Below are 16,537 nucleotides of genomic sequence, written 5' to 3' on the forward strand. Positions count from 1 at the left end.
CCATAAGCCAAAAAAAAGCCCAATCTATGGGCTTTTTTTATGATGGCCTTTTTAAGGCGGACTTTTTGATATCTAGCTTTTATTTGTCTGCAGGAAAAGCATTCGGCGCTTTGGCATAACCATCATCTGCTGCATCTACCGTAACAGGTTCCACCGCTTCAAGCTCATACACTACAGTGCCAATAATACCGGTATTGTCTATCGAGCCATGTTGACTATTGGCTGCGTAAGAGGTTTCAGGTTTACCAAAGGTAAAGGATGCCACAGCAGAATCACTTTTGCGGAAGCCTTCGATCTCTAAACTTTGATGTGGATGCAACACATAACCGCTGGCACGTTTCGATGCTTCCTTACCGGTCAGCACATCTAAGCCATCCACACTGGCCACAATTTCAAAAGTTTTATCAGAATGATTTTCATAATGCAGTGTATAACTCTGCCCTTCTTTGGCGGTTAGAAAATACTGTTGTGCATCACGTACTAAAGGCAGGGATTTACCTTGATCATCCCGTACAGCAAAACTGACCATGCCTGAAGCCACAGATAAGCTATTCACTGATTTGCCTTGATAATTCTTATTGGCATAACGTACCGAAGTTTGCGCAACAGGTTCGTCACTTAGACGTTCTAAATCCACACTGGTAACATTAGAGGTCACATCATCGCCCCACTGTGTCCCAAGTTTTTCATTTTCAGCAACAGTGGCATTGGCCATTTCGCTATTCGTAGGCGATGTGGCATCAGCGACGACCGTGCTGTCCGAAGCGGCTTCTTCCATTTTCTTACTACATGCAGACAGTGTTAAACCGAAGATTAAACACAACAGAAATAACAACACTTGATTTGGTTTCATAGTACACCCGATTTTTATCATGATTATTAGCGTCAGGCTGAGGAGTAATACTGTTTATTCTTTAGCCACCCTAAACAGTATAAAAGCCAATATTAAAATTGGTTGACATCAATTTGTTATTATTTGTACGAATTGCAATTTTTATCGTCAGATAAAAGCCCCGATCAGATCGAGGCAAATTTAAAGATTTTGATTTGGGAGCATCGATTAAAACCTTATTATTTCGAATAATCTCTTGCGCCAAATAAAGCCGTTCCCATCCGTACCATGGTTGAACCCGCTGCAATCGCGGCGTGCAAATCACCAGACATGCCCATGCTCAAGGTATCCCATTGTTCAGGATGTGCATGCTCAGACTTCACTTGTTCAAATAAAGTTTTTGCATCGATAAAAGCCTGTGGATGATTCGGTGCAGGAATCACCATCAAACCACGTAGTTTTAAATTTGGAAGCTGACTGATCTCTTTAACCAACTCGCCCACTTCTTCAGGCTGACAACCATCTTTGGTATCTTGTGCATCAATATTCACTTGTAGGCAAATATTTAAGGGAGCTTGACTCGCTTCTCGCTGACTCGATAATCGCTCTGCAATAATCAAACGATCGACCCCATGTACCCAAGCAAAATTTGCCGCCAAATGCTTGGTTTTATTGCGTTGTACATGACCTATGAAATGCCATTCAATCTCTAAATCTTTGAGTTGCTCAATTTTATCCAAGGCTTCTTGTAAATAGTTTTCACCAAATGCGCGTTGTCCTGCTTGGTACATTTCTGCCAAAGCTTCGCTCGGATGGGTTTTAGAAACTGCCAAGAGTTGTACTTCAGATGGATCGCGTTGGGCATGTTCACATGCAGTTTGAATCTGTTGTAACACCTGTATTCTGGCTTGTTGAAGACTATTCATTGACATGTTTCTCATTTAATTCATCTTTTTTTTCTTTCCTCAAGCACTAACTGTTGGTTAAGCTATGGGAAAGCATTATCATTATTCTAACAAAATAATTAAGATTTATATGAACTCGGGGAATTTATGGACATTACAGAGTTATTGGCGTTTTCAGTCAAAAATGGGGCATCGGATTTACACTTATCGGCGGGCATGCCACCGATGATTCGTGTCGATGGTGAAGTACGTCGCATTAACTTGCCGGCCTTAGAACATAAAGATGTGCATCGTTTGATTTATGACATCATGAACGATAAGCAACGCCGTGATTTTGAAGAACAACTTGAAACTGACTTCTCATTTGAAGTGCCCGGCGTGGCACGTTTCCGTGTCAATGCCTTTAACCAAAACCGTGGTGCAGGCGCGGTATTCCGTACCATTCCATCGAAAGTATTATCGATGGATGATTTGGGCATGGGACAAATCTTCAAAGACATCTGTGAATACCCGCGTGGTATTGTTCTCGTCACTGGCCCTACAGGTTCGGGTAAATCGACCACCCTTGCTGCGATGATGGACTATATCAACGAAAATCGTTATGACCACATTTTAACCGTTGAAGACCCGATCGAGTTTGTACATCAATCAAAAAAATGCTTGATCAACCAACGTGAAGTGCATCGTGATACGCACGGCTTTAATGAAGCACTTCGTTCTGCGCTACGTGAAGATCCGGACATTATCTTGGTCGGTGAGATGCGTGACCTTGAAACCATTCGCTTGGCGCTAACTGCTGCGGAAACCGGTCACTTGGTCTTTGGTACGCTACATACCACCTCTGCGGCAAAAACCATTGACCGTGTGATTGACGTGTTCCCTGCTGAAGAAAAAGACATGGTCCGTGCCATGTTGTCTGAATCGCTTCAAGCGGTGATTTCGCAAACGCTACTCAAGAAAAATGGCGGTGGTCGAGTGGCGGCACACGAAATCATGATTGGTATTCCTGCGATTCGAAATTTAATCCGTGAGAACAAAGTGGCACAGATGTATTCTGCCATCCAAACCGGTGCCAACTATGGCATGACCACATTGGATCAGAGTTTAAAATCACTGGTCTCTAAAGGCATTATTAGTCCTCAGATTGCACGTACGGCGGCGAAGCAACCTGAAGCATTTTTATAACAGCAAAAAAAATTGACGTCTTTTCAAATCTGAAGATCGACACATGCAATGTGCAAATCAAGCGCATTGTATTCAATCTGTGAACAGGCGTTGTGATCCATTTTAGGGGTACGGCCATGGATTTTAATGATCTATTGGATTTGATGATTTCCCACAAAGCATCTGATTTATTTATTACCGCAGATGTTGAACCTTCCATGAAGATTCATGGTGAAATCGTCCCTGTCGTCAAAACCAAATTGAATGGCGACATTATTGGGCAATTGATTCATTCAATCATGACCGATAAACAACGTAAAGAATTCGCGATTAGCCGTGAATGTAACTTTGCGATTATGAACAAAGATAAAACAGCACGCTTTCGTGTCAGTGCTTTTCAGCAACGGGATCAACCGGGCATGGTGCTGCGTCGTATCGAAACCAAAATTCCCAGTATTGAAGAACTAAAACTGCCGCCAATTTTAAAAGATTTAGCCATGAGCAAGCGTGGCATCATCATTTTTGTTGGTGCGACAGGCACGGGTAAATCGACCTCATTGGCCTCGATTATTGGGCATCGTAACCGCAATTCTAAAGGTCATATCATTACCATCGAAGACCCAATCGAGTTTATTCATGAGCATCAAGGCTGCATCATTACCCAACGTGAAGTCGGTATTGACACCGACTCCTTTGAAGTGGCTTTAAAAAACACCCTGCGCCAAGCACCCGATGTGATTTTGATTGGTGAGATTCGCTCACGTGAAACCATGGATTATGCGATTGCCTTTGCTGAAACCGGTCATTTGGTGTTTGCAACTTTGCATGCCAATAATGCCAACCAAGCGATTGATCGTATTATTCATTTTTTTGAAGCCGATCGTCACAGTCAATTGTTTATGGACTTGTCACTGAATTTAAAAGCGATTATTGCCCAACAATTGGTGCCTACTATTGATGGACAATCTCGCCGTGCTGCGATTGAAATTTTGATCAATTCACCATTGGTCGCGGATTTAATTCGCAAAGGCGATGTACATGAAATCAAAGACTTGATGAAACGTTCTGGTGAACTTGGCATGCAAACCTTTGACCAAGCTTTATTTGACCTCTACAAAGGCGGTCAGATCAGCTACAAAGATGCTCTGCGCCATGCCGACTCCGCCAATGATTTACGTTTGCAAATTAAACTTTCGGAAGAAAGTAGTGAGCAGTTATTAGGCTCAGGTTCTAAACTCACTTTTGATCGTCAATAAATGAATCTAAAATTATAAACACAAAAAAAAGAGCTCAAATCGAGCTCTTTTTTTGATAACAGACTACTTCTTACGATAAGCTTCTTGGCACTCAGGTGCATCACAGTAACCATATAGATTCAGTGAATGCCCAGTAAGTGTGAAACCCATTTTCTTCGCTACTTCATGCTGTTCATGTTCAATCACATCGTTGGTGAATTCCACCACTTTGTTGCAGTTGTAGCAGACCAAATGATCGTGATGATCGTCTTGCATGATTTCAAAAACGGAATGATTATTTTCAAAATGATGACGTTGAATAATACCTGCTGCTTCAAACTGCGTTAACACACGGTATACAGTCGCTAGACCGACATCTTCGCCTTGTTCAAGTAAGGTCTTGTAGATGTCTTCAGCACTCAAATGGTGCTGTCTTGAGTTTTCCAATAATTCCAAAATCTTGATTCGTGGAAGGGTAACTTTAAGTCCAGCTTTGCGTAAATCTTGATTGGAAATAGGCATATAAAAAGGTCTCTCAACAAATTTTAAGTTGGAATATGCAACAGTGTTTAGATGCAGTATGATCTATCCTTGGATCAAATGCATCATAATTAATTTGGGATAGTGTAGCAAAATGCAAAAAATCATGCTGACGTTATTCGTCGCTTCTTTACTGGGTGGTTGTTCTATCTTCGGTGTCTATAAAGTTGATATTCCTCAAGGAACACCGCTTACCCAAGCCCAAGCATCAAAAGTACAAGTCGGGATGACTTATCAACAAGTGCGTTTTTTACTCGGCAGTCCAACCGTGACCGATCCATTAAATCCTTTACGTTGGGATTACCTGTATAACTACATCCCGGGAACTTATGCGAAAAAAGCAAAAATTCCTGCAGCGCAAGGTCAACACTTAAAGGTTTATTTTGATGAAGCTGGCGTGGTCAATAAAATTGAAGGTTTAGAAACGATTCCTGAATCTCAACCGGGTTTGCCTGCATCAAAAGAAGCGATCTTGAATGCGCCTCCACTATAGTGAATCTAGAATAAAAAAAAACCCCTCTGTGAGGGGTTTTTTTCATCAGTTCAATTGTTTAAAGCGATTACTGCGACAATACTTACTGCTCGGATTGGCTTTAGCGCGTTTTCTTCGAATATCCTTAGGGTTAATGGTCAGCGCACGATAAATTTCAACCCGATCACCGACATTTAAAACCTGATTCAAATCGTTCACCTTAACACCAAAAATCCCGACATTTAACGGCTCAGGTAAGGTCGTTAATGCGTCAATACCACTTTTTTGAATGGCATCTAAAACCGTCATACCTGATTCAAACAGCACATCAACATGAAACTGCTGCTGTTCTGATGCATAAGCCACCCAAACTTTAGCGACAGGCACATGGGTCTGCAAAGTTTCAGCCGAAGAATTCAACGCATTCATTAAACCAACTGTCCTAGGAATGAAATGATCGCAAGCAAAATTGAAAGGGGTAACACGATGCGCACCGCAATACGCCAAATGTTATAAAACACTTCACTGCTAAAATTCATGGCTTTACGCAAATGACTGATTTTCATAATCCAACCGACAAAGATTGAATAAATCAAGCAGATGATCAAGCCCCAAAGCATAAGCAATGGATTAAGAATCGTGGTTAATTTCGGCACTGCCCAAATCAACAATGCCAGCAACAGCACCACAAATTGAATCACCACTGCAACCTGGCGCTGCGCCAATTGCTCTTTCGCCATTTGCATTAACAGTGCAGCCGCCGCAATCGCAGACACTAAAATCGCATAGGCCGGAATTTGCGCTGAAATCACAAAATAACCAAAGGCAACCACAGCCAATAACTGTGCAATCCAAATCGGTAAACTGCGTTTACTTGCTGCATCAGTTGTAGAATTAGACGACAGATTGGTTTGCCAATACAGCCCTAAACCTAAACCACTTGCAACTAGAGCCAAAATCGTGGCATTGCCCCACTCTTTAAACTCAATCGGGGTCACTTTCCAAACGTATTCGTGCGTACCTAAGATATTGGCTAAAACAATTGAGGCAATCACACCCACTGCTGTGATTAACACCAAAATTTGACGTGCCAAGAAAGACAAGCCAAAGGCAATCAGTGCCGCAACGATAAACACAATATTGGCATCCAATGCCAACTCAGCACTGTTGACTGCGACATTGCCGATGTTTTTGATGATACCACCGGCCAAAAATGGAATAAATACTGCGGATAGCCATCCCACAATCCGCCATTTTTGAGATGCATCGGCATCACGGGTCAAATTTGAAAGCGCATTTAAAGCGGATGTTTTTGATCTTTTCGCTAATGCAATTTCTAAGAAAACAATCGGCAGTGCCAAGAAAAGCATGGTGCCTAACCACAGTAACCAAAAATCAATTTGTCGATCAAACTGCAATCCCAGACTTGGTGCAAGCCCAACGATAATCATAAATGATAAACAAAATGCCATGAGTGGCGATAACCAGCGTGACATAGATGTGTCCTGCATGACGAGTTCCGTGAAAAAGTCTTGTGCTATTTTGCCTTTGTCATTCGGGAAAATCAAAGTTTAGACAGAAAAAAGCAAACTACCCCGAAAGATAATTTGCTGCGCTTGAATAATATCCTTGCTGTCTTTGTTTTATCCTCTTCATTTTTATGATTAAGAGGTTGAAACGGATTTTTAATGCTATGAAAAGAATCGTGAAAACCAGTTTTTACCTTTTTTCTTTTCATTGGTATGAATAATGCCAATCATATTCTCTTTCACTGCACCGACGTAGTCTGCATCATCGTGCTGGATATGATTGATTAACCATTTTGACAGCACTTCGTGCAACTCATTTTCAATAGAGTGGCCTTGTTCAAAACGATCGCGATAACCTTCAATGCGTTTAATAAACAGATCATGTACCCGTTTATGTGGCACACGATATTTATACCCCGCTTCTTCTTGTAAGCTTTCTTCAAAAGTAAAATGTGACTGGGTATAGTCAATAATATTATTTAAGATTTGTTTGATACGTACACGATCGGTATGATCGCTGATTTCATCAATTTCGTTAATAAAGTCTAAAATTCGTTTGTGTTGATCGTCAATCACATCGATTCCAGTATTGTATTCTGGCACCCATTTCATCTTCATTCGACCACCTTAAAATACTAATTTGTATAGCTTTTCAAGTATCTTATAGGCTAAAAGATCAAATAAAAATAAACTAACTTAGTCGGAATTAACACAAATCACACAAAAATAATACAAACCATTGATTTCGATCAATAATTTAATTTAACCCGACCAAAACACTCAATTATTAATTAAGCATAATCAAATATTTTTCAATAAGTTAGGCTTAATAAAGTATATTATTTAGTCAGCTTGGCTCAATAATAACGCTTAGTACTGATCCGCTTTGGTCACTCGTTTTAGACTCGGGTCTGCTGCTTCTCGTGCCAAGCGCTCGACATGCGTTGTAGCATGCTGAATCGGTTTACCGTGCTGAAATAAAATCATTTCACCCGGTTGATATGCCTGCCATTGCTCATTGTCTGTCAAAGGCTCCGTAGTAATCACCGCAACACGATCATCCGGTGTCGTCACGGCGCTAAAGTCCACTTCAACATCCAAGTCGATCAAACGCGCAGGCTTAAATGGGTACTCACGTACAATCCAGTGCAGTTTGGTGGTGGCATAACTAAATAAAGCTTTGCCATTGGACAAACAGAAATTAAAGGTGCCATACTCTGCCACTTTTGGAGAAATCTCTTCAAGGACTGAGAAAATTTCCTCTAGACTCGGCTCGACAAAGCCAAACTTCGCCACCAATTGATCGAGTAAATAACAAAACGAACGTTCACTGTCGGTATTACCTACAGGGGTGAATTTACCGGTGAGTTTCGGATCAAAGCCATGTAGGTCACCATTGTGTGCAAAAATCCACTGACGTCCCCACAGTTCACGAATAAACGGATGTGAGTTTTCTAGGGTAATTTTACCTTGAGTGGCTTTGCGGATATGTGCAATCACATTTCGTGATTTAATCGGGTAGTTACGAATCAGCTCTGCAATTGGAGATTCGACTGCAGATTGGTTATCGACAAACAAACGGCAGGCTTTGTCTTCAAAGAATGCGATACCGAACCCATCTGAATGATCTGAGGTAATTCCTGCGCGCTGCGAAAAGCCACGGAAAGAAAAAGTAATATCCGTAGGTGTTGCACAATTCATTCCGAGTAGTTGGCACATAGTCATTCGTTGGCTTTTAGTTATCCGTTTTATTGTGCATGACCCTGTACAGGCATGCAAATCAGAATTCCTGCAAACGACTATATTTTGAACGATTTAAACTTAAACCTTGGTCTGATTCAATTTTTTCTTTAGCAATAAAAAAAGCCACATCACGTGGCTTGTTTATACATCAGCTTTTTTGATTTATTTGCTATGCGCAGGCTTGCTTCGATTGGTAATCAGGGTACCGACACCATGATCGGTAAAGATCTCCAGCAAGGTCGCATGTGGGACACGACCATCCACGATATGCGCGCTCACGACACCGCCTTTGACCGCATCCAGCGCACAACCGACTTTTGGAATCATGCCCCCATAAATCACGCCCGTTTCAATCAAACGATCGACTTCTTGGGTGCTTAAGCCGGTAAGTAAGTTTTTGTTTTCATCCAATACACCGCTGATATTGGTGAGTAAAATCAGTTTTTCAGCCCCTAGAGCTTCAGCCACTTTACCCGCAACTAAGTCGGCATTGATATTATAGGTATTACCTTCTTCATCGACACCTAAAGGTGCAATCACTGGAATGAAATCACTTTTGGTGAACATTTCAAGCACGTCGGTTTTTACACCCACCACTTCACCGACCATGCCTAAGTCGATTTTTTTGACTGAACCATCTTCAGCGACTTTTTCCATCAACAGTTTTTGCGCACGCAGTAAATTGCCGTCTTTACCGGTTAAACCAATCGCACGCCCCCCATGTTGGTTGATCAAATTTACGATCGATTTATTAACACTACCGCCCAAGACCATTTCAACCACTTCCATGGTTGCAGGATCCGTCACACGCATCCCATCAATACGATCAGATTCGCGACCCAACTGTTTTAGAAATGAATCCACCTGTGGACCACCACCATGTACTACAATTGGATTTAAGCCCACCGTTTTTAATAACACAATATCACGTGCAAAAGAGCTTTCTAAAGCAGGATCAGTCATTGCATTGCCGCCATACTTCACCACTAAGGTTTTGCCTGTGAATCGTTGAATATATGGCAAAGCTTCGGTCAATATTTGAGCTTTGTCGATGCCAGTTTGTTGATGTGGCATTCGCCTCTCCCTCTATAGATATATGGCTTAAATATTAGTGCGCATTGGAAATGTCATGCGCAATCTGTGGATACTGCTCATTGAGCATGCTGACAAATGTTTGACGGATTGCGTCTAGATTCGATGGAATGTCTGCATCAAAACGTACGGTAAAATACTCGCCCGTGTTGGATGCTCGCATAATGCCAAAACCATGCTGAAAATCAAGTCGAATCCCATCAATTTTCGACACCTCTGCGCCGCATTGAGTACTCTGCTGTTCCACTACATCAAGTACTCGTTTCGGCACAATGCCATAGGTACTGATATAGGTGTCTTCGGTACCACAACGTTCAGGATAAGCGGCCATTAAATCGGAGAGAGTTATGTTTTCATGTTGACTCAGATATTCCATCACACGTAATGCAGCGTAGATCCCATCATCATAGCCAAAGCCACGACCATCGTTAAAGACGTAATGACCGGCATATTCACCGCCAAACACGGCTTTTCCATGGGTTTGAGAAATATACTGACGCATAAAACTACTGCCCGTCCGAATCATTTTAGGATGCCCCCCAAAATGCTCAACGGTGTTTTTGACCATGGTTGAGCATTTCACATCATAGACAAACTCATGTTCAGGATGGGTGTCTAAACACAATTGTGCAAATAAAGACAATAGGCGGTCTGCGGAGATAATCTTAGCGTTTTCATCTAGAATCACCACGCGGTCACCATCACCATCTAAAGCAATACCTAAATCTGCTTGATGTAATGTGATCTTGTCTTGTAATTGGCTGAGATGAATCGCCAAAGATGGATCCGGTGCATGATCTGGAAAGTTTCCATCCGCCTGACAACGAATTGAAACAACCTCACAGCCCATTTTTTGCAACAACAAATCTGCACAGCGCCCTGCAGACCCGTGCATACCATCTAAAACCACTTTTAAGGGACGTTTGAGTTGGATATCGGACAAGATCGCATTTTGATAAGCCAAGCAAAATTCTGGCTTGATTTCATGGCTGAACTGTTGGTGCTTCAAGTCAAGGTTGGATTGATAATAATACTGTTCTGCCCATGCACCCACCGCTTGAATCATTTCAGGCGTCGGGGGTTCAGACTGAATAATCCATTTAATACCATTGTCTTGTTTAGGATTGTGACTCGCCGTCACCATAATGCCATTGCCATGGGTCTGACGTGCAGCAAAATACATTTGTGGCGTGGCACAACAACCGATTTCCGTGACGCTAAAACCTTGTTGATGAAACATTTCAGCCACAAGGTGTGCATAGTAGGGACTGGTCAAGCGTGCGTCATAGCCTATTACAATCTCAGATTGCTGTTGCTGCTTAAACTGTTGTGCCAAAGCATAGCCAATCGCACAGACCACTCGTGGATCTAAGTGTTCAACCTGACCGCGTATGTCGTACGCTCGAAAGATATGCTGAGGAAAAAGGATTTGATGACGATTCATGAATACGTTCTGCGTGTGCCAACCTAATCAACATGAGTGGGTTATTTTCAAGGCTGTAAATAACAATCCATTGAATAAGAATTTAAATGATAAAAATAATAGACTGATAGCTTATATATCTTATTACATTTTTTTCGTATATGTTTTTGTAATATTTTATTTATTTTAGGCTAAAAAGCCTGATTTTTCAGGCTTTTTAGCGATTATACCGATTCCATCAATTGCAATGAAGTTAACTGATTAATTCTTACCCGTGTGACCAAAACCACCTGCACCACGCTCAGTCGCTTCAAATTCATTCACAAGATCAAATTCGGCTTGAATCACTGGCACGAGTACATACTGTGCTAAGCGCTCACCTGGCTCTAAAGTGAAAGTAGTTTGGCTACGGTTCCATACAGAGACCATCAATTCGCCTTGGTAATCTGAATCGATTAAGCCCACTAAGTTACCCAATACGATCCCATGCTTATGACCTAAGCCTGAACGAGGCAAAATCAAACCTGCATATTGTGGATCTTGGATATAAATCGCCATCCCTGTTTTTACCAACACAGTTTGACCTGGCTCGATTTGAATCGCTCCATCTACACAGGCACGCAGATCTAAACCTGCAGAACCTGTAGTTGCATAAGTTGGTAACGGCCACTCTTGACCCAAACGTTGATCAAGAACTTTAACTTGAACTTTCATACTAAATCCTAAAATTGACAATGAAGGGATGATGGGAATAGAGCCCTATATTGCTCGATCTTAAGACCCGAGCATGTTCATCCATATTGGATATCATTTACCTGCTGGGTCTCGATCGATTGGCTCTCAATATATTTAGCGTTTTAACAATGCTTTTAAATTTTGCAAATAATGTTGTGCTTGCGCTTTGGGATCCACATGCTCAGATAATTTTTTCTTACGACCTAACCAATCGATTTCATCTTGTGGCAGCTCGTCCAAGAAACGACTTGGCGTCATCTGTTTCATTTGACCGCCATTTTTACGCTGCTCAGCCAAGGTTAAGGTTAAACCCTGCTTGGCACGGGTAATGCCCACGTACATCAAACGGCGCTCTTCCTCAATGGTTTCCGCGGCAATCGAGTTCTTATGGGGAAGTAACTCTTCTTCCAAGCCCATGATATACACAAAGGGAAATTCCAAGCCTTTAGAAGCATGTAGCGTCAACAAATTGACTTTATCAATGTCTTCATCTTCTTGCTGTTGCTCTAACATATCGAGCAATACCATTTTACGAATCACACTTTCAATGTTCTTTTCATCAACATCTTCAGCACGATTGATCAAACTTTGAATACTGCTATACAAGACTTCAATGTTATCGAGCTTAGTTTTTTCTTGCGCAGGGGTTGCCGCAGATTCTTTGACATAATCGATATAACCCGCTTCCAACATCATCTGACGAATTTTTGGTACGGGTTCATCATCATCCAACAATTCACGAGTGAAGGTTTGAATGAAATCGGCAAACTCAGCCAATTGCGATGTTGCCTTTTTCGGCATCACCATGCTGAGCCGTTGATCATTGGCAGCAGCCAAAAGCGATAAATTATTTTCTTGCGCAAATAGACCGAGTTTTTCTAAAGTCACTGGTCCAATGGCACGCTTCGGCGTATTGATGATACGCAGGAAAGCACTATCATCTTCAGGGTTAATAATGACGCGCAAATAGCTCATTACATCCTTAATTTCAGCACGGCCAAAGAAAGACTGACCGCCTGACAATTTATACGGAATTTGCATCTGACGCAGTTGTGTCTCAAGAACACGGGCTTGGAAGTTGCCACGGTATAGCACCGCATAATCTTTCCAATTTTTGCCATTCATGAGCTTATGCGTGAGCAGATCTTTCACCACACGTTCTGCTTCATCATCATCATTACGGCAAGTAATAATCCGAATCACCTCACCATGCCCTTTGTCACTCCACAATTTTTTATCAAAAATATGCGGATTATTTTCAATGACATGGTTGGCGGCTTTTAAAATACGACTGGTTGAACGATAGTTTTGTTCGAGCTTGATGACTTTAAGATTCGGAAAATCTTCTTTGAGCAAGGCCATGTTTTCAGGTTTCGCACCACGCCAAGCATAAATGGATTGGTCATCATCCCCTACGGCGGTGAACTGCCCCATGACACCCACCAGCAACTTCACCAAAATATACTGCGCAGTATTGGTATCCTGATATTCATCCACCAACAAATAACGAACACGATTCTGCCATTTGTCTCGCACTTCAGCATTTTCTTGAAGTAATCGAGTGGGCATCACAATCAAGTCATCAAAGTCAACGGCATTGTAAGCACGCAAATTACGTTCATAAAGTTGATACAAATGCGCAAATTGAACATCCTCCTGCGTCTCACAAGTGGTATGTGCTTGCTCTGGCAAAATCAGATCGTTTTTCCAATCTGAAATCATTTTCATTGCTTTTGCGATGAGCTCTTTACTTTCCGCACCTGATAAATTATCGCGATGCATCAAATCCATTAAAATGCGCTTACAGTCATCCGCATCTAAAATCGAAAAATTATTTTTAAGTGGCGTATGTTTGAGTTCTTGGCGCAATAAGTTTAAACCAAAGGTATGGAAGGTCGATACCGATAAGCCTTTGCCATCTTCTTTACCCAACAGTTTACTCACACGCTCTTTCATCTCGCGTGCTGCTTTATTGGTAAAGGTCATTGCCGTAATACGGTGCGCAGGAATACGACACTGCTTGACCAAATAGGCAATTTTTTGGGTAATCACTGAGGTTTTACCCGAACCCGCCCCCGCAAGTACTAACAAGGGCCCTTGAGTGTATTTCATGGCTTCAAGTTGCTTGTCGTTCAAATGACTTGCAGATGACATAGGTGTTCCTCTTTTCATTCAGCGCTCGATTATAGTCATCTGCGCATCTATTGACTAATCATTTCAAAATTTTTTAAAACTAAACCTGACAAAAAAACAGTCATAAAAAAACCACCCGAAGGTGGTTTTTTTCACTTCAAAAATTCAATACAGAATTATTGAACTTGATAGATGCTGATTTCTACACGACGGTTTTGTTCTTTACCTGCAGCAGTTGTATTGTCTGCAACTGGATTAGAAGCACCTAGACCTTGAGCATTAATACGTGATGTAGAAATACCTTTAGACGCTAAGTAGCTTGCAACAGATTGTGCACGCGCTTGTGATAATGGAATGTTGATTGCATCAGAACCTGAACTGTCTGTGTAACCAGAAACCAAGATGCCGCTTTGTTGGTCTTCAGTTAAAGTTGCAGCAACTTTATCCAAAGTTGAGTAGAAGTTGGTTTTGATGTTTGATTTGTTGGTATCAAAAGTAATGCTACCTGGCATTACCAAACCTACTGAACCATCAGCATTACGGTTTACTTCAACGCCTGTACCCGCCATTTGTTGACGTAATTTCTTTTCTTTGCTGTCAAGATAAGCACCTGATAAACCACCTACAACTGCACCAATTGCAATTGCACGGTTGTTTTGACGGCTAGAGTTCGCATTACCTTTAGAGATACCGTAACCCGCTGCAGCACCTAAAACTGTACCAATTGCTGTTTTATCAAATTGAGTTACGCCAGTTGTTGATTGGCAACCAGATAAAACCATTGCACCTACTACTGCTGAGATTGCTAATGCGCGCATTATTAAACCTATCTATAGACTAATATTATAAAAAAATCGAATCGTGATAAATCACGATTCGATTCCATTATAACTTCTTTATTATTAGTTTGTTGCGTAAATACTGATCTCTACACGTCTATTTTGCTCACGACCTGTTGCAGTTGCGTTACTCGCAATCGGATTTGCAGCACCTTGACCTTGTGCATTAATACGACCTGTTGGTACGCCTTGAGATGCTAAATAGCTCGCAACCGCTTGTGCACGTGCTTGTGACAACGGGATATTGATCGAATCATTCCCTGTGCTATCGGTATAACCGGTTACTAGGATTGCACTCTTGTTATCTTCAGTAAGAGTTTGCGCAACTTTATTCAAGGTTGAATAGAAGTTCGATTTGATGTTGGATTTGTTGGTATCAAAGGTAATGTTACCTGGCATTACCAGACCTACAGAACCATCTGGATTACGGTTGACTTCAACGCCGGTACCTGCCATTTGTTGACGAAGTTTTTTCTCTTTATTGTCAAGATAAGCACCTGCCACGCCACCTAAAACAGCACCGATTGCAAGGGCACGATTGTTTTGGCTACTTGAGTTTGCATTCCCTTTAGAAATACCCCAACCTGCTGCTGCACCCAAAACTGATCCAATGGCTGTTTTATCGTATTGAGAAACACCTGTAGTTGACTGACAACCTGATAACACCATTGCCCCAACGACTGCTGAAATTGCTAGTGCACGCATGACATGCCTCCAATTGTGATTGTTGTTTGTGGTTAAATAATGAGTTCAAAACCTAACTTTAACTATTGATTTTTTGTTACTATTTTAAGCAATACTTACATTTTGTAATACTTAGAGAAGAAACATTGTGTGTTTCATCATATTTTATTCACAGTTTAAGTTTGTTAGGTTAAATTGAGATTGTGAACAACATAGTAAATGCTATGTATCGGATTAACCTTATACAAAGTTTTGGGAATGTTCAATGGTGAGCAAGAAACAACCAATTTTAAAAAAAATAAGTAATGGATTGACTGTGGGCTCGGTAATCACCGGAAGTACCTTTTTTCATGGCCCTCCAGTGCTCGCTTTGGGCTTAACCAAACTGATTAAAAAATCAAAAAAAATTGATGAAGCCAATATTGGTATTACCAACAGTTGGCTGAGTGTCAACAACTGGCTGATTGATCATGTGCTACCCAATTTAAAATGGCATATCACGGTTGATGATGACTTAGACCTCTCGATGCAAGGTCGTTATCTCATGACCTGTAACCATCAAAGTTGGGTCGATACCACGGTCAATCAATACTTTGGTTTAACCCGTATGCCCCTAACCCGCTTCTTTACCAAGTGGGAACTGATCTTTATTCCTTTCGTGGGACAAGCCTTTAAGATTTTGGGCTTCCCCATGATGAAACGTCACACCAAAGAACAAATTGCTAAAAATCCTGAACTCAAATATCGAGATTTAGAAGAAGCACGCAAGTCTTGTGAGCAGTTACTCAGCCAACCTTTTACTTTACTCAACTATTTAGAAGGCACGCGCTTTAGTGTTGAAAAGCATCAGCAACAAAACTCACCTTATGTGAATTTATTGAAGCCCAAAGCCGGCGGTTTGGCATTAGCACTGAGTATTTTAGAAAACGAAATTGATGCTTTGGTGGATATGACTATTGTTTATCCTGACGGTGCGCCGGGTTATGGTGATTTTTGGCTGGGTGAAGTGTCTCAAATTGCGGTGAATTTACGTAAAATTGCGATCCCGGATTGGGTCCGTGGCGGCAACTATGAAGATGATGCTGAATACCGTGCCCGCTTTCAAAAGTGGGTCGATGAACTGTGGGCGGAGAAAGATCAATTGATCACTGAAATGAAGCAACAATATGCGGTGTAGTCTTTTGAATATCTATTTAAGTCAATTTTACGAC

The 16,537-nt window shown here is 41.5% G+C and carries 17 protein-coding genes; 4 read left to right on the forward strand and 13 right to left on the reverse strand.

From position 1 onward, the window contains the following. Positions 1 to 79: 79 nt before the first annotated feature. Together G8D99_RS11775 and G8D99_RS11780 are read right to left on the reverse strand one after the other, a co-directional pair. Positions 80 to 853, reverse strand: coding sequence for a hypothetical protein (locus G8D99_RS11775; protein ID WP_166326142.1), 774 nt, complete (start codon positions 851 to 853; stop codon positions 80 to 82). A 218-nt stretch (positions 854 to 1,071) separates the two neighbouring features. After that, a complete protein-coding gene (locus G8D99_RS11780; RefSeq protein ID WP_166327754.1) occupies positions 1,072 to 1,758 on the reverse strand; it encodes a YggS family pyridoxal phosphate-dependent enzyme in 687 nt (228 codons plus the stop codon). Between the two features lie 126 nt (positions 1,759 to 1,884). Here G8D99_RS11780 and G8D99_RS11785 point away from each other — a divergent pair, with 126 nt between their 5' ends. Beyond that, entirely contained in the window at positions 1,885 to 2,922 is a 1,038-nt protein-coding gene (locus G8D99_RS11785) for a type IV pilus twitching motility protein PilT (protein WP_166326145.1), read from the forward strand. A 116-nt stretch (positions 2,923 to 3,038) separates the two neighbouring features. Beyond that, positions 3,039 to 4,157 carry a PilT/PilU family type 4a pilus ATPase gene (locus G8D99_RS11790; RefSeq protein WP_166326148.1) on the forward strand — a complete coding sequence of 373 codons (1,119 nt, stop codon included), beginning with the start codon at positions 3,039 to 3,041 and terminating at the stop codon, positions 4,155 to 4,157. Positions 4,158 to 4,220: 63 nt separating this feature from the next. Here the strand turns inward: G8D99_RS11790 and fur are convergent, their stop codons facing one another. Continuing rightward, on the reverse strand, positions 4,221 to 4,658 hold the full coding sequence (fur, locus tag G8D99_RS11795; RefSeq protein WP_166326151.1) for a ferric iron uptake transcriptional regulator: 438 nt from the start codon (positions 4,656 to 4,658) through the stop codon (positions 4,221 to 4,223). Between the two features lie 112 nt (positions 4,659 to 4,770). On the opposite strand from fur, the gene G8D99_RS11800 reads away from it, so the two are divergent. Beyond that, positions 4,771 to 5,169 carry an outer membrane protein assembly factor BamE gene (locus G8D99_RS11800; protein WP_166326154.1) on the forward strand — a complete coding sequence of 133 codons (399 nt, stop codon included), beginning with the start codon at positions 4,771 to 4,773 and terminating at the stop codon, positions 5,167 to 5,169. Between the two features lie 45 nt (positions 5,170 to 5,214). Here G8D99_RS11800 and G8D99_RS11805 read toward each other — a convergent pair whose 3' ends face one another. The 10 genes from G8D99_RS11805 to G8D99_RS11850 all read right to left on the reverse strand — a co-directional run bounded on the left by G8D99_RS11805 (position 5,215) and on the right by G8D99_RS11850 (position 15,347). Beyond that, entirely contained in the window at positions 5,215 to 5,577 is a 363-nt protein-coding gene (locus G8D99_RS11805) for an RnfH family protein (protein ID WP_166326157.1), read from the reverse strand. After that, the gene (locus G8D99_RS11810) at positions 5,577 to 6,659 is read right to left on the reverse strand and encodes an SLC5/6 family protein (RefSeq protein ID WP_227554325.1); all 1,083 of its coding nucleotides are present in this window, start codon (positions 6,657 to 6,659) and stop codon (positions 5,577 to 5,579) included. Before G8D99_RS11810 ends, G8D99_RS11805 begins: the two co-directional genes overlap by 1 nt. A 180-nt stretch (positions 6,660 to 6,839) precedes the next feature. After that, complete coding sequence (locus G8D99_RS11815) at positions 6,840 to 7,295, reverse strand: bacteriohemerythrin (protein ID WP_166326160.1); 456 nt, start codon at positions 7,293 to 7,295, stop codon at positions 6,840 to 6,842. A gap of 252 nt (positions 7,296 to 7,547) precedes the next feature. Beyond that, positions 7,548 to 8,396: a class II glutamine amidotransferase gene (locus G8D99_RS11820; protein ID WP_166327758.1), complete on the reverse strand. Its 849-nt coding sequence runs from the start codon at positions 8,394 to 8,396 to the stop codon at positions 7,548 to 7,550. Between the two features lie 186 nt (positions 8,397 to 8,582). Beyond that, positions 8,583 to 9,494, reverse strand: a complete 912-nt coding sequence (gene argB / locus G8D99_RS11825) for an acetylglutamate kinase (protein WP_166326163.1) — start codon at positions 9,492 to 9,494, stop codon at positions 8,583 to 8,585. A gap of 34 nt (positions 9,495 to 9,528) precedes the next feature. Continuing rightward, positions 9,529 to 10,956, reverse strand: a complete 1,428-nt coding sequence (locus tag G8D99_RS11830; RefSeq protein ID WP_166326166.1) for a phosphomannomutase/phosphoglucomutase — start codon at positions 10,954 to 10,956, stop codon at positions 9,529 to 9,531. Positions 10,957 to 11,196: 240 nt separating this feature from the next. After that, positions 11,197 to 11,649: a dUTP diphosphatase gene (dut, locus tag G8D99_RS11835; protein WP_166326169.1), complete on the reverse strand. Its 453-nt coding sequence runs from the start codon at positions 11,647 to 11,649 to the stop codon at positions 11,197 to 11,199. A gap of 135 nt (positions 11,650 to 11,784) precedes the next feature. Next, positions 11,785 to 13,824, reverse strand: coding sequence for a UvrD-helicase domain-containing protein (locus G8D99_RS11840; RefSeq protein ID WP_166326172.1), 2,040 nt, complete (start codon positions 13,822 to 13,824; stop codon positions 11,785 to 11,787). Between the two features lie 155 nt (positions 13,825 to 13,979). Next, on the reverse strand, positions 13,980 to 14,621 hold the full coding sequence (locus G8D99_RS11845) for an OmpA family protein (protein WP_166326175.1): 642 nt from the start codon (positions 14,619 to 14,621) through the stop codon (positions 13,980 to 13,982). Positions 14,622 to 14,705: 84 nt separating this feature from the next. Then, the gene (locus tag G8D99_RS11850; protein ID WP_166326178.1) at positions 14,706 to 15,347 is read right to left on the reverse strand and encodes an OmpA family protein; all 642 of its coding nucleotides are present in this window, start codon (positions 15,345 to 15,347) and stop codon (positions 14,706 to 14,708) included. 244 nt (positions 15,348 to 15,591) lie between these two features. Here G8D99_RS11850 and G8D99_RS11855 point away from each other — a divergent pair, with 244 nt between their 5' ends. After that, the gene (locus G8D99_RS11855) at positions 15,592 to 16,503 is read left to right on the forward strand and encodes an acyltransferase (RefSeq protein ID WP_166326181.1); all 912 of its coding nucleotides are present in this window, start codon (positions 15,592 to 15,594) and stop codon (positions 16,501 to 16,503) included. The last annotated feature ends 34 nt before the right edge of the window (positions 16,504 to 16,537 follow it).

Source organism: Acinetobacter lanii (assembly GCF_011578285.1).
GTDB lineage: Bacteria > Pseudomonadota > Gammaproteobacteria > Pseudomonadales > Moraxellaceae > Acinetobacter > Acinetobacter lanii.

What these genes read in the sequence shown, in the direction of transcription:
- G8D99_RS11775 (WP_166326142.1), bottom strand. Translation starts at nt 853, where the DNA reads ATGAAACCAAATCAAGTGTTGTTATTTCTGTTGTGTTTAATCTTCGGT.
- G8D99_RS11780 (WP_166327754.1), bottom strand. Translation starts at nt 1,758, where the DNA reads ATGAATAGTCTTCAACAAGCCAGAATACAGGTGTTACAACAGATTCAA.
- G8D99_RS11785 (WP_166326145.1), top strand. Translation starts at nt 1,885, where the DNA reads ATGGACATTACAGAGTTATTGGCGTTTTCAGTCAAAAATGGGGCATCG.
- G8D99_RS11790 (WP_166326148.1), top strand. Translation starts at nt 3,039, where the DNA reads ATGGATTTTAATGATCTATTGGATTTGATGATTTCCCACAAAGCATCT.
- fur (WP_166326151.1), bottom strand. Translation starts at nt 4,658, where the DNA reads ATGCCTATTTCCAATCAAGATTTACGCAAAGCTGGACTTAAAGTTACC.
- G8D99_RS11800 (WP_166326154.1), top strand. Translation starts at nt 4,771, where the DNA reads ATGCAAAAAATCATGCTGACGTTATTCGTCGCTTCTTTACTGGGTGGT.
- G8D99_RS11805 (WP_166326157.1), bottom strand. Translation starts at nt 5,577, where the DNA reads ATGAATGCGTTGAATTCTTCGGCTGAAACTTTGCAGACCCATGTGCCT.
- G8D99_RS11810 (WP_227554325.1), bottom strand. Translation starts at nt 6,659, where the DNA reads ATGCAGGACACATCTATGTCACGCTGGTTATCGCCACTCATGGCATTT.
- G8D99_RS11815 (WP_166326160.1), bottom strand. Translation starts at nt 7,295, where the DNA reads ATGAAGATGAAATGGGTGCCAGAATACAATACTGGAATCGATGTGATT.
- G8D99_RS11820 (WP_166327758.1), bottom strand. Translation starts at nt 8,396, where the DNA reads ATGTGCCAACTACTCGGAATGAATTGTGCAACACCTACGGATATTACT.
- argB (WP_166326163.1), bottom strand. Translation starts at nt 9,494, where the DNA reads ATGCCACATCAACAAACTGGCATCGACAAAGCTCAAATATTGACCGAA.
- G8D99_RS11830 (WP_166326166.1), bottom strand. Translation starts at nt 10,956, where the DNA reads ATGAATCGTCATCAAATCCTTTTTCCTCAGCATATCTTTCGAGCGTAC.
- dut (WP_166326169.1), bottom strand. Translation starts at nt 11,649, where the DNA reads ATGAAAGTTCAAGTTAAAGTTCTTGATCAACGTTTGGGTCAAGAGTGG.
- G8D99_RS11840 (WP_166326172.1), bottom strand. Translation starts at nt 13,824, where the DNA reads ATGTCATCTGCAAGTCATTTGAACGACAAGCAACTTGAAGCCATGAAA.
- G8D99_RS11845 (WP_166326175.1), bottom strand. Translation starts at nt 14,621, where the DNA reads ATGCGCGCATTAGCAATCTCAGCAGTAGTAGGTGCAATGGTTTTATCT.
- G8D99_RS11850 (WP_166326178.1), bottom strand. Translation starts at nt 15,347, where the DNA reads ATGCGTGCACTAGCAATTTCAGCAGTCGTTGGGGCAATGGTGTTATCA.
- G8D99_RS11855 (WP_166326181.1), top strand. Translation starts at nt 15,592, where the DNA reads ATGGTGAGCAAGAAACAACCAATTTTAAAAAAAATAAGTAATGGATTG.